This is a genomic window from Pseudomonas sp. FW306-02-D09B (assembly GCF_058782685.1).
In genome coordinates this window covers 61,216-73,279 of the sequence record NZ_JBYSXY010000002.1, presented here as the reverse complement: position 1 = coordinate 73,279, position 12,064 = coordinate 61,216, and the positions used below count along the sequence as shown (strand labels likewise).

10 protein-coding genes are annotated in these 12,064 nt (G+C 60.3%); 2 read left to right on the top strand and 8 right to left on the bottom strand.

What is annotated here, in order from left to right; translation table 11 throughout:
• Positions 1 to 5: 5 nt before the first annotated feature.
• From AC3WK5_RS04660 to AC3WK5_RS04645, 4 genes are read right to left on the bottom strand one after another with little or no spacing between them, the layout of a single operon-like run.
• Positions 6 to 533 (bottom strand): pilus assembly protein PilP, encoded by a 528-nt coding sequence (locus tag AC3WK5_RS04660; RefSeq protein ID WP_054595230.1) that lies wholly within the window; start codon positions 531 to 533, stop codon positions 6 to 8.
• Entirely contained in the window at positions 530 to 1,153 is a 624-nt protein-coding gene (gene pilO, locus AC3WK5_RS04655; RefSeq protein ID WP_103317118.1) for a type 4a pilus biogenesis protein PilO, read from the bottom strand. The genes AC3WK5_RS04660 and pilO overlap by 4 nt, the downstream gene beginning before the upstream one ends.
• Positions 1,150 to 1,716 (bottom strand): PilN domain-containing protein, encoded by a 567-nt coding sequence (locus AC3WK5_RS04650; RefSeq protein WP_103317115.1) that lies wholly within the window; start codon positions 1,714 to 1,716, stop codon positions 1,150 to 1,152. Before AC3WK5_RS04650 ends, pilO begins: the two co-directional genes overlap by 4 nt.
• Complete coding sequence (locus AC3WK5_RS04645) at positions 1,716 to 2,780, bottom strand: pilus assembly protein PilM (protein ID WP_103317112.1); 1,065 nt, start codon at positions 2,778 to 2,780, stop codon at positions 1,716 to 1,718. Before AC3WK5_RS04645 ends, AC3WK5_RS04650 begins: the two co-directional genes overlap by 1 nt.
• Before the next feature lie 216 nt (positions 2,781 to 2,996).
• Between AC3WK5_RS04645 and AC3WK5_RS04640 the strand changes: the two genes are divergently transcribed.
• The gene (locus AC3WK5_RS04640; protein WP_371917632.1) at positions 2,997 to 5,435 is read left to right on the top strand and encodes a penicillin-binding protein 1A; all 2,439 of its coding nucleotides are present in this window, start codon (positions 2,997 to 2,999) and stop codon (positions 5,433 to 5,435) included.
• Positions 5,436 to 5,507: 72 nt separating this feature from the next.
• On the opposite strand, the gene AC3WK5_RS04635 is transcribed toward AC3WK5_RS04640, so the two are convergent.
• The 4 genes from AC3WK5_RS04635 to rpmE form a co-directional block, all read right to left on the bottom strand.
• Positions 5,508 to 5,897, bottom strand: a complete 390-nt coding sequence (locus tag AC3WK5_RS04635; RefSeq protein ID WP_054593867.1) for a DUF6124 family protein — start codon at positions 5,895 to 5,897, stop codon at positions 5,508 to 5,510.
• Positions 5,898 to 6,909: 1,012 nt separating this feature from the next.
• On the bottom strand, positions 6,910 to 8,178 hold the full coding sequence (locus tag AC3WK5_RS04630; RefSeq protein WP_054595225.1) for a malic enzyme-like NAD(P)-binding protein: 1,269 nt from the start codon (positions 8,176 to 8,178) through the stop codon (positions 6,910 to 6,912).
• 181 nt (positions 8,179 to 8,359) lie between these two features.
• Entirely contained in the window at positions 8,360 to 9,178 is an 819-nt protein-coding gene (locus AC3WK5_RS04625; RefSeq protein ID WP_103317109.1) for a thermonuclease family protein, read from the bottom strand.
• Between the two features lie 8 nt (positions 9,179 to 9,186).
• Complete coding sequence (gene rpmE, locus AC3WK5_RS04620) at positions 9,187 to 9,402, bottom strand: 50S ribosomal protein L31 (RefSeq protein WP_054595223.1); 216 nt, start codon at positions 9,400 to 9,402, stop codon at positions 9,187 to 9,189.
• A 233-nt stretch (positions 9,403 to 9,635) separates the two neighbouring features.
• Between rpmE and AC3WK5_RS04615 the strand changes: the two genes are divergently transcribed.
• Entirely contained in the window at positions 9,636 to 11,855 is a 2,220-nt protein-coding gene (locus tag AC3WK5_RS04615; RefSeq protein ID WP_103317107.1) for a primosomal protein N', read from the top strand.
• Positions 11,856 to 12,064 lie beyond the last annotated feature (209 nt).

The following is a 12,064-nucleotide window of genomic DNA, read 5'->3' as shown; positions in this document are numbered from 1 at the left end:
TTCCACTATGAGTGCTCTTTCAAAGGAATAGTCCGCGCTCGCTCCAGCCAGGCACCTTGGCCATCGGGAACGATTTCGACCACATCGACTTGCGAGTCGCTGATGGCCACGATCCGGCCATCGTTGCGCCCCAGGTAGTCACCGACCTTCAGCCGATGCACCCCACCGGCACCGCGCAGCAGCGCAAAGGCGCCGGACGCATTGGAAATAGTGCCGACCATTTCAAACTGCTCGATGTTGAAACCTTCAAGGTATTGCTTGACCCGGTTCGGATCGGGCTTGACGTTGCGTGCCCCCGGTTTTCGACCTGCAAGGTCGACCCTGATCTGCGGTGAAAACGGACTGCGCAACGACGCAGCACTGTAAGTGAATGTCTCGTAGGACCTGAACGTCGGCACCGGCTCGATCTTGCCGGGCGGATGCAGACGCACCTCGTTCATGTAGGCGTCCAGATCGCTGAAGTCGTTACCGTTGCCACAACCGGCAAGCCCTCCCAGCAGCACAGCCAGCGAAAACCATCGGGCCGCGTTCATTTCTGCAGCCCCTTGTCGTTGTAGCGGTAAGTCTTGGCCAGGATGTTCATGCGCAGTTTCGCGCCGCTGCCCGGAACAACCGGCTCGACGTTGAAATCGTGCAGGGTGACGATCCGCGGGAGGTTGGCGACGCCACTGACGAAGGTCGCCAGGTCATGGTAGGCGCCAGTGACAGTGATCTGGATCGGTAACTCGATGTAGAACTGCTGGGCGACTTCCGGCAGCAGCTTGATCTCTTCAAACTCCAGCCCGCTGCCCAATCCGGTGCGAGTGATATCTTCCAGCAGACCGGGCACCTCGGTATCGCCGGGTAACTGCCGCAGGAGCACGCCGAAGGAGGTTTCCATTGCTTTCATCTGCTCGATGTAGCGCTCCAGATTGGCCGCCATGTGCGCCTTGCTCGCGAACTGCTCCTTGAGGGTGGCTTCCCCGGCGCGGGCCTGCTCAAGCTGATCTTCAAGATCCTTGAGGTAAAAGCTGTAACCCAGCGCCAGCACCAGCACGATCAGCAGCCCGCTGGCCAGGCCTTTGATCGCCGTGGGCCAGGAGCCTATGTTGTTCAGGTCCAGGTCGTTGATATCGACCTTGCGCAACCCCTCGAACCATTGGGACGGGCTCATTTCGCGTCCTCCGCTGCGGCCGGTTGAGACTGACGAACGGTCAACTGAAACACGTTGGCCTGATCCAGCGCGCCGGCCGTGGTCGCTTTGACCTCGGTCAGGTTCGGCGACTCGAACCGGTCGGAGGCATCGAGGTTGCGCAACAACTCCGAGACGCGATTGTTCGACTCTGCCGCCCCGCTGATGGACAGCGTTTTATCGACCAGCTTCACGTCGGTGAAATACACCCCGTCCGGCAGCCTGCGCGCCAGTTGATCGAAAATACGTGCGCTGACCGATCGATTGCCTTGCAAGTCCTGGATGATCCGCATCCGCTCCACGAGTTGCCGACGACGGGTTTTCAGATCGCTGATCTGCTTGATCCGGTCATCCAGCACGGCGATCTGTTTGCCGACGTAATCGTTGCGGGCGACCTGTCGATCAATCGCACTGCTGATGGCGTGATCACCCAGCAAAATTACCCCGACCGCCGCCGCCAGCGCGCCGGCCAACCCCAACAGGAAGCGCTTGCGACGCTCCTCACGCAGCTCTTCGCGCCAAGGGAGAAGATTGATCCGCGCCATCAGTCGAAACTCCTCAACGCCAGGCCGCAGGCGATCATCAGCGCCGGCGCATCACTAGCCAGGGCGCCGGCATTGACCTTGCTGCTCAATGTCATGTCCGCAAACGGATTGGCCACCTGCGTCGGCGTGCCCAAGCGTTGCTCGATCAGTCGATCCAGCCCGGTGACCGAGGCTGTGCCACCGGCCAGCAGGATGTAGTCGATCGCGTTGTACTGACCCGAGGCGAAAAAGAACTGCAACGATCGCGAAACCTGCTGCACCAGCGCCTCGCGGAACGGTTGCAGGACTTCGCTGACGTAGTCTTCAGGCAAGCCACCCTGTTTTTTTCCAAGACCGGCCTGTTCAACCGTCATGCCATAGCGGCGCTGGATTTCCTCCGTCAACTGACGACCGCCGAACAACTGCTCGCGGGTGTAGATGATTCGGCCGTTGGACAGCACGCTCAAGGTGGTCATGGTGGCGCCGATGTCGACCACGGCTACCGTCGAGCGCTCGGTCACGCCGGCCAACTGTGCCGTCAGCAAGCCGAATGAACGCTCCAGAGCGTACGCCTCGACATCGACGACCCGTGCGGTCAGGCCGGCAAGGGCCAGCGCGGCTTCGCGAACTTCGACGTTTTCCTTGCGACAGGCCGCCAGCAATACGTCGACCCGCTCGGGATTACGCCGGGAGACGCCCTGCACTTCAAAATCGATGGCGACTTCTTCGAGGGGATAGGGGATGTACTGGTCAGCTTCAATCTTCAGCTGATTTTCCATTTCATCGGGGGAAAGCCCGGCGTCCATTTCGATGATCTTGGTGATGACCGCCGATCCGGCAACCGCCACCGCGACACTCTTGACGCTGGTTTTGGCCTTGAGCAACACCCGGGACAACGCCTGCCCGACGCCTTCGAGTTCGGCGATATTTTTCTCGACCACGGCGTTGGTCGGCAGCGGCTCTACCGCGTAGGCTTCGACCCGGTATCGATTGCCTGCACGGCTTAGCTCGAGAAGCTTCACCGAAGTGGAGCTGATATCGATCCCCAAAAGCGTGCGGCTTTTTTTATTGAAGAGTCCCAGCACTTGCAATTCCCTATGACTATCCGTGAGTTACGGACTCTTTATGATTCATTGCGTTCAATAGCTGCGTCTTGACAGAGGCGCCAAATGCGCTTTTGGCGGAAAAATGCTTATAATGGCCAGCGTTTTTTCCGCTTTCTCAAGCGCGGGTCGACCCTTGCTTACCTTGAATGCCCTGACGCCTAATTCATTCTTTACCCTGGATGTCCAAAAGCCTTGATTCGTCTGCTGAAATTTTTCGGGTGGTCCATCGTCGCCGTTTTCTGCGGACTGCTCCTCGGTCTGAGCGGCGCTTTTCTTTACCTTAGTCCGGGATTGCCATCCGTGGAGGCGCTGAGAAGCATTCAGTTGCAGATTCCTTTGCGGGTCTACAGCAGCGACGGCAAATTGATCGCCGAGTTTGGCGAAATGCGCCGCACACCGATCCGCTTCGCCGACATCCCACCGAATTTCATCAATGCGTTACTCAGTGCCGAAGACGACAACTTCGCCAATCACTATGGCGTCGACCCCAGCAGCCTGATGCGTGCCGCGAGCCAACTGGTCAAAAGCGGACACATTCAATCCGGCGGCAGCACCATCACCATGCAGGTGGCGAAGAACTTCTTCCTCACCAGCGAGCGCAGCTTCTCGCGCAAGACCACGGAAATCCTCCTGGCCCTGCAAATCGAGCGTCAGCTGACCAAGGACGAGATCCTTGAGCTCTACGTGAACAAGATCTATCTGGGCAACCGCGCCTACGGCATCGAGGCGGCGGCGCAGGTGTATTACGGCAAGTCGATCCGCGACGTCAGCCTGGCGCAGATGGCGATGATCGCCGGCCTGCCGAAAGCCCCTTCGCGCTTCAACCCGCTGGCCAACCCGGCGCGCAGCAAAGAACGTCGCGACTGGATCCTGGGCCGCATGTACAAGCTCGGGAAAATTGACGAAGCGGCGTATCAGGCCGCGATCAACGAGCCGCTGAACGCCAGCTATCACGTGCCGACGCCGGAAGTGAACGCGCCGTACATCGCCGAAATGGCCCGTGCCGAAATGGTCGGTCGTTATGGCAGCGATGCCTACACCGAAGGTTTCCGCGTCACCACCACCGTGCCGAGCAACCTTCAGGAAATGGCCAACACCGCCGTCCATGAAGGCTTGATCACCTACGACCAGCGTCACGGCTATCGCGGCCCTGAATCCCGCCTGCCAGGCAAAACGCCTGCTGCCTGGGCCACGGAACTGACCAAACAGCGCACCATCAGCGGCCTGGAACCAGCCATCGTCACTCTGATCGAGAAAAACGGCGTGCAGGTCCTGACCCGCAACGGCGAAGAACATGTCAGCTGGGACAGCATGAAATGGGCGCGCCCGTTCCTGAACACCAACAGCATGGGCCCGGCACCGAAGCAGCCATCGGACGTCGCCCAGGTCGGTGACCTGATTCGCGTACAGCGCCAAGCGGACAACGCCCTGAAGTTCAGCCAGATTCCGGTCGCCCAAAGCGCACTGGTTTCGCTGGACCCGCAAAACGGCGCCATCCGCGCGCTGGTCGGCGGCTTCGCGTTCGAGCAGAGCAACTACAACCGCGCCATGCAGGCCAAGCGCCAGCCGGGCTCGAGCTTCAAGCCATTCGTCTACAGCGCTGCGCTGGATAACGGCTACACCCCGGCAACGCTGGTCAACGACGCCCCGATCGTGTTCGTCGACGAGTACCTGGACAAGGTCTGGCGTCCGAAGAACGACACCAACACCTTCCTCGGCCCGATCCGCATGCGTGAAGCGCTCTACAAGTCGCGCAACCTGGTGTCGATCCGCCTGCTCCAGGCGCTGGGCGTCGATCGCACCATCGACTACATCAGCAAGTTCGGTTTCAACAAGCAGGACCTGCCGCGCAACCTGTCGCTGGCCCTGGGCACCGCAACGCTGACGCCAATGGAAATCGCCACCGGCTGGAGCACCTTTGCCAACGGCGGCTACAAGATCACCCCGTACATCATCGACAAGATCGAAAGCCGCAACGGTGACACGCTGTTCGTCGCCAACCCGCCAAGCGTGCCGAAGGGCGATATCGCCAGCAACGGGATTGCAGCGCCGGTGAGCAACACCTTTACGGTCAACCCGACGCCAGGTGAAGCCCCGGCAGCGCAAACCACCGTACAAGCACCGGCCGTCGCAGAACGGATCATCGACGGGCGCACCACCTTCATTCTCAACAGCATGCTCGAAGACGTGATCAAGCTCGGTACCGGACGTCGCGCCCTGTCCATGGGCCGCAGCGACATCGCGGGCAAGACCGGGACCACCAACGAATCCAAGGACGCCTGGTTCTCGGGCTACAACGCCGATTACGTGACCACGGTCTGGACCGGTTTCGACCAACCGGAAAGCCTCGGCAAGCGCGAGTTCGGCGGCACCGTGGCGCTGCCGATCTGGATGAACTACATGAGCGCCGCGCTCAAAGGCAAACCACCGCATACCCAGGCCGAGCCGGAAGGCATCCTCAGCCTGCGGGTTGACCCGGTCAGCGGCCGTGCGGCCACCCCAAGCACGCCTGGCGCCTACTTCGAGCTGTTCAAGTCCGAAGACTCCCCGCCATCGATCAACGAACTGGGCAACGGCAATGCACCGGGCAGCCCACTGCCCGCGGACGAAGCGGCGCCGATCGACCTGTTCTGATCGCGCAGCCCCAACAAAAAGCCCCGCTCTTCGTTTGAAGGCGGGGCTTTTTAGTTTCTGGACTTCGCGCTTCTATTCTTTGACGTAAAACTGGTCCGACTCCGACGGGTTGTAGTCATCCAGCGCCTTGTCCACCAACAACAAAGCGCCATCGACCATCCGGCAAATCGCCAGCGCCACACTGCGGCGCGAACCCTCGATCTCGAATGCCAGGTCCGCGGCCATGACCTTGACCGAGGCCAGATCTTCCGAGGCATTGGCCAACAGGCTTTCGAGGCCCACGTCGGGTGAAACACTGAACAAGCGGTCTGAGCGCAGGTCGCTGAAGCGCAGTTTGGCGAGGGTGGGTTTCAGGTAGTGATCGAGGGCGCGGTGCGCAGCGTCGTGGAGCTTTTTTGAATCGAGGGATTCGTAGGGGGAGACGTCGTCGTGTTCGGGCGGATTGGGAGTTTCTTTGATCATGATGGAGCTCCTACGGTAGTGGGAGCCACGACTTGCCGGTCTCACTCGGCGAAGAGGTGGCAGCTGTGAACGGGGTGAGAATACCGGTCGTAGGCACCCGGCCAGACCTAAGTCTGCCCGCACACAGCCGCCATAATGCATGGCGCAGACGAAAAACGTCGGCGACGATTATGGTAGAGCCAGCGCTTTGCGCCTACAGAATTTCCTGGGTTCTCACACCCTGTCGCTGAATTGGCAGCGACGATCAAAGGCTAGAGGCCACGCTTCCGAGGGGCAACCTTAAAGGCTTGTCGGAGATTTCTACGTTGCCCGTGATGCTGTCATCAAGTTCCGGCCTCATCCTACGGGCATTACACAAATGATCGTTCCCACGCTCCCCTTCAGCTCGTGAAGCGGAACGCGGAGCGTCCCTGGCGGCATTCCTTTGCTGCGCGTGGGAACGATCAGCTTCTGAAGCCGCACACGCCCCAACCACTCAGGCCGGCCGGTAGGCCGCCGTGCTTTGCTGTTGATCTTGATCCACCCGCCCCTATCGGAAGGCCGAGCGCAGGTGTTCATCAGGGGGTGGGCGCGCAGCGCCGTACGGCGCAGCCGGACACATCGAGAGGAGGTCGTCGCGAAGCAGACCGTAGGCGATGCCCCCTGATGGACACCGGAGTGAGGGAACGCCGAGCCTAGGCGAGGTGCCGTACGCTTGGGGCGAAGACTTTTGGTTACTTTGGGGCGTTTGCCAAAGTGACCCGCTGTAAGAGCGGAACCCTAAGTGGCCGTTACCGCAGGAATGGATATGTACACTTGCGAGAGACTGGTCGGCTGTCAGGCCGCCATCGCGAGCAAGCTCGGCTCCCACAGTAGAACTGCGTACATCTGCAGCAGATTGGTCGGCTGTCAGGCCGCCTTCGCGAGCAAGCTCAGGTCCTACAGGTTTGGTTGGGGTACATCTGCGAAAGACAGATACAAAAAAGCCCCGACTCACAAGAGCCGGGGCTTTCTGTTGAAGCGCTACAACGGCTTAGCCGTTGAACACGTCATCCACGCTTTTCAGCGGGTAGTTCTTTGGATACGGCAGAGTCGCCACACCCGTCTCGATCGCAGCCTTGGCCACAGCATCCGAGATCACAGTGATCAAACGAGCATCCATTGGCTTCGGAATGATGTACTCACGACCGAACTCCAGCTTGATGCCACCGTAAGCGTCACACACTTCCTGAGGCACTGGCAGCTTGGCCAATTCACGCAGAGCGTTGGCCGCAGCCACTTTCATTTCTTCGTTGATGCGCTTGGCGCGAACGTCCAGAGCACCACGGAAAATGAACGGGAAGCCCAGTACGTTGTTCACCTGGTTCGGGTAGTCCGAACGGCCGGTCGCCATGATCACGTCGTTACGGGTGGCGTGAGCCAGTTCCGGGGCGATTTCCGGATCAGGGTTCGAGCACGCGAACACGATCGGGTTGGCCGCCATCAGCATCAGGTTTTCAGCGCTCAGCAGGTTCGGACCGGACAGGCCAACGAACACGTCTGCGCCTTTCAGGGCGTCAGTCAGCGTGCGCTTGTCGGTCGCGTGAGCGAAGACAGCCTTGTACTGGTTCAGGTCGTCACGCTCGGAGTGGATCACGCCGGTACGGTCAACCATGAAGATGTTTTCGATCTTGGCACCCATGCTCACCAGCAACTTCATGCAGGAGATAGCGGCAGCGCCAGCGCCCAGGCAGACGATCTTGGCTTCCGGCAGGGTTTTACCAGCGATTTCCAGGGCGTTGATCATGCCGGCAGCGGTCACGATCGCGGTGCCGTGCTGGTCATCGTGGAACACCGGAATGTCGCACTGCTCGATCAGAGCACGTTCGATCTCAAAGCACTCGGGTGCCTTGATGTCTTCCAGGTTGATGCCACCGAAGGTGATGGAGATACGCTTGACGGTGTCGATGAAGGCTTGCGGGCTTTCGGAGTCGACTTCGATGTCGAACACGTCGATACCGGCGAAGCGCTTGAACAGCACGCCTTTACCTTCCATCACCGGCTTGGAAGCCAATGGGCCAAGGTTACCCAGGCCGAGAATCGCGGTGCCATCGGAAATGACTGCAACCAGGTTGCCCTTGCCGGTGTATTTGTAGGCCAGTTCAGGATCGCGGGCGATTTCGCGTACTGGTTCGGCTACGCCGGGGCTGTAGGCCAGCGACAGATCGCGGGCGGTAGCGGTGGCCTTGGTGAGCTCGACACTCAGCTTACCTGGACGAGGATGGGCGTGATATTCGAGAGCGGCAGTTTTCAAATCAGACATGTGGGCATTCCGCTTTTACTGTTGAACGACGGACCGCCGAGGATACTCGCGTCGCAAAGTCCCCACAAGACTGACCGGTCACCCCTGTCAAGCGCCCTACCCTACGACTTTGGGCCAAGAGCCACGGAACACAAGGGCTCAACTGTTCACAATCGACTTAAAAAATGTCGACAATTTCTTTTTACGGCACTGCTTGCAGCATGGCCGGATGGGTCAATGGCAACAACCAGCGCGCCTCGCCGGAATCCAGACCACCACGCCGTGAGCGATCGAGCACCCAGCCACGCGCCTCGATCTGCTTGCCGTTGAGCCGCTCCAGAGCCGCCAGATCGAATTGACCGAGTAGATTGGGTGCAACGCGCAATACAACCGAATCCTGCAACTCGATCCAAATTCCGCCACGATTGCGCTGAACCTTGCTCACACGCCCACTGAGCACGGCAAAACCCGATTGGTTGATCTGTTCCGCTTTCAGTACAGGAGACTGCCGCCATAACCCCAGCCGGGCCTGCCGCGCAGTGCGTTCAGCGGTCTGTTGGCAACTGACAAAATCGACGTTCGGCGCCACTGCCACCAGGTAACCAAGCCCCTCGGCAAGCATCTGCGCTTCGAGATTGTCACCGTTGGCGCTGTAAAGATGGGCCAGGGTGCGCCCGTAACGATCCTTGCCTTCTTGTCCCGCCAGCAAACCCAACCGTCCGTCGCTTGCCGCCACCAACGCTTCCAGACGCGTGCGTGCAGCCGCAGCGAAAGGTTCGTCGGAGCGACCTTTCTTGCCCAGTTCCGGGGTATTCAAACCGATCATGCGCACACTGCGGCCGTCGCGCAGGCGCACCGTGTCGCCATCCACCACGCGCTGCACGCTGACAGCTTCCAGCTGACTGGCTGGCGCAGGACAGAGGGCCTGGGCGCTGGAGAGCCAAATCGCGGACATAAAAAAGGCGCCCGCTAGGGGCGCCTTTTTCATCAGTCTGGAGAAGTCTAATCGACTTTCCAACATGATCAGTCTTAGGCTTTTTTGCCAAAAGCACCGAAACGATCGGCGAACTTCTGTACACGGCCGCCAGTATCCAGAGTCTTCTGCTTACCGGTGTAGAACGGGTGGCACTCGTTGCATACGTCGATCGCCAGAGGCTTGGCCAGGTTCGAACGAGTTTCGAACTTGTTGCCACAGCTGCAGGTAACTGCGGTGATTTCGTATGTTGGATGGATATCGGCTTTCATGGTGTCTTCCTCGGGCTAGCGTGCCGCCACTCAACACTATTGTTGAATACCGCACGTAATTAGGCCGCGGATTCTACCAGACCTTTACAATCACGCAAGCTGTCCAAAGTGCCCTCCATCAGAAAAGACTGTTCGATTCTGGCAAGTGAACACTTTCCTAATAGAGGACACTAATCCAGTCGTCTGCTAGGCTCCGGCCCTTCTTTACCGCCTGCTCAATGAGATCCCCCCGCGTGCCCGACGCCATTTTGCGCCTCGCCCTGCCTTCGCCCCTGCGCCGCCTGTTCGACTACCGTGCCCCGGCGGGAGTCCTGCGCGCGCATTTGCACCCGGGCATGCGGTTGCGGGTGCCGTTCGGCCGCCGCGAGATGATCGGGATCCTGGTGGAAGTCACCAGCCACAGCGAAGTCCCGGCCGACAAACTCAAACCGGCACTGGCGCTGCTCGATGCCACTCCACCGCTACCGGCATCACTGTTCAAGTTGTGCCTGTGGACGTCCCAGTATTACCAGCACAGCCTCGGCGACACCTTGAGTTGGGCGCTGCCGGTGCTGTTACGCCAGGGCGAACTGGCCGAGGCGCGTCAGGAGCGCTTCTGGTCGGTGACCCCGGGCGCGAAACTGGATGATCCGCGTATCGCCCGCGCGCCACGTCAGCGCGAAGCCTTGGCAACGCTGGCCCAGCATCCGCATGGCGTTGCCCATCAGTTGCTGAGCAAGTTGATGTTGAGCAAGGACAGCCTCGACCTGCTGCTGGCCAAAGAACTGGTGCAAGTGGATATCCGCAAACACGCCCCCGGAGAACGTCACGAACACTGGCTGGCGCAACCGGAGCTGCCGCTGAACCCGGAGCAGCGCGCCGCGTATGAAGCGATCCGCGCAGGTTTCGACAGTTTTCATGCGTTCCTGCTGGCCGGGGTCACTGGTAGCGGCAAGACCGAAGTCTATTTGCAGCTGATCCATGAAACCCTTGAGGCCGGCAAGCAGGCTCTGGTGTTGATCCCCGAAATCAACCTCGGGCCGCAAACCCTGGCGCGCTTCGAACAGCGCTTCAATGCGCGTATTGCCCTGGTGCATTCGGCCGTCAATGACCGCGAACGGCTGGAATCCTGGCTCGCGGCCCGGGATGGCGAGGCCGACATTATTATCGGCACCCGCTCGGCGCTGTTCACACCGATGAAAAACCCCGGGCTGATCATCATCGATGAAGAGCACGACGGCTCTTATAAACAGCAGGAAGGTTTGCGCTATCACGCCCGCGATCTGGCATTGGTCCGAGCACGACAGGAAAACATCCCGATTGTCCTTGGCTCGGCGACGCCGTCACTGGAAAGCCTGCACAACGCCTACACCGGTCGTTACGGACTGCTGCGCCTGAACGAGCGCGCCGGCGGGGCGAAACAACCCCGTTTCCTGCGGCTGGACGTCAAAAGCCGCCCGCTGGACAGCGGCATTTCCGGGCCGATGCAGCAGGCGATCGGCCAGACCCTCGCCGCTGGCCAGCAAGTATTGGTCTTTCTCAACCGTCGCGGCTTTGCGCCCACCCTGCTCTGTCACGACTGCGGCTGGATGTCCGAGTGCCAGCGCTGCGATGCGCGAATGACCGTCCACCAGCGTTCCGGCGAGCTGCGTTGCCACCATTGCGGCTACGTTGAACGCGTCCCTCGGCACTGCCCGAAATGCGGCAAGGTCGATTTGCGCCCCGTGGGTGCCGGCACCGAACGCGCCGAAGAGCGTTTGGGCATTCTGTTCCCGGACTACCCGGTATTGCGGGTCGACCGCGACAGCACCTCGCGTAAAGACGCGATGAATCAGCTGTTCGCGACCATTCAGAAAGGTCAGCCGTGCATTCTGGTGGGCACGCAGATGCTCGCCAAAGGGCATCACTTTCCACGGGTGACGCTGGTGTCGATTCTCGATGCCGACGGCGGACTGTTCTCCGGTGATTTCCGCGCCAGCGAGCGCATGGCTCAGTTGATCGTGCAGGTGGCGGGACGTGCCGGTCGCGCCGAAGAGCCGGGCAAAGTGATCATCCAGACTCACCTGGCTGACCACCCGTTGTTGGTGCAACTGACCGAGCAAGGTTATTTCGCCTTTGCCGAGCAGGCCTTGAGCGAACGTCGTTCCGCCGGGCTACCGCCGTTCGCGCACCTGGCGCTGTTGCGGGCCGAAGCGCACAAACCGGGGCAGGCCGAAAGTTTCCTCGATGAAGCCTGCAGCGAGGCGGAGCGATTATTGGCCGAACACACCCTGACCGGCATCGAATTGCTGGGGCCGGTGCCGGCGCCGATGGAGCGTCGGGCTGGACGCTATCGTGCGCAATTATTGTTGCAAGCCACGGCACGGGCGCCGCTGCATCGATTGTTGAGTGCCTGGTTGCTGGCGCTGGAACAGATGCCGAGCGGGCGGGCGGTGCGCTGGTCTTTGGATGTCGATCCGGTTGATTTGTATTGAGTCAACCATGTGGCGAGGGAGCTTGCTCCCGCTCGGCTGTGCAACAGTCGCAAACAAGTCACCCCTCCCAGCAGACAGAATGCAGCACCCGATTTCAGGGCCGCTCCGCGCCCCAGCGGGAGCAAGCTCCCTCGCCACAAGGTAATCAATCACCGTAAGTCCGCAATGAACCTACAATGGTTGGCAAGCCCGACTTCGCAACGGATAAT

Bases quoted from the DNA above. Each gene is read 5' to 3' on its own strand.
- AC3WK5_RS04660 (WP_054595230.1), bottom strand. From the start codon at position 533: ATGAACGCGGCCCGATGGTTTTCGCTGGCTGTGCTGCTGGGAGGGCTT.
- pilO (WP_103317118.1), bottom strand. From the start codon at position 1,153: ATGAGCCCGTCCCAATGGTTCGAGGGGTTGCGCAAGGTCGATATCAAC.
- AC3WK5_RS04650 (WP_103317115.1), bottom strand. From the start codon at position 1,716: ATGGCGCGGATCAATCTTCTCCCTTGGCGCGAAGAGCTGCGTGAGGAG.
- AC3WK5_RS04635 (WP_054593867.1), bottom strand. From the start codon at position 5,897: ATGATCAAAGAAACTCCCAATCCGCCCGAACACGACGACGTCTCCCCC.
- AC3WK5_RS04630 (WP_054595225.1), bottom strand. From the start codon at position 8,178: ATGTCTGATTTGAAAACTGCCGCTCTCGAATATCACGCCCATCCTCGT.
- AC3WK5_RS04625 (WP_103317109.1), bottom strand. From the start codon at position 9,178: ATGTTGGAAAGTCGATTAGACTTCTCCAGACTGATGAAAAAGGCGCCC.
- rpmE (WP_054595223.1), bottom strand. From the start codon at position 9,402: ATGAAAGCCGATATCCATCCAACATACGAAATCACCGCAGTTACCTGC.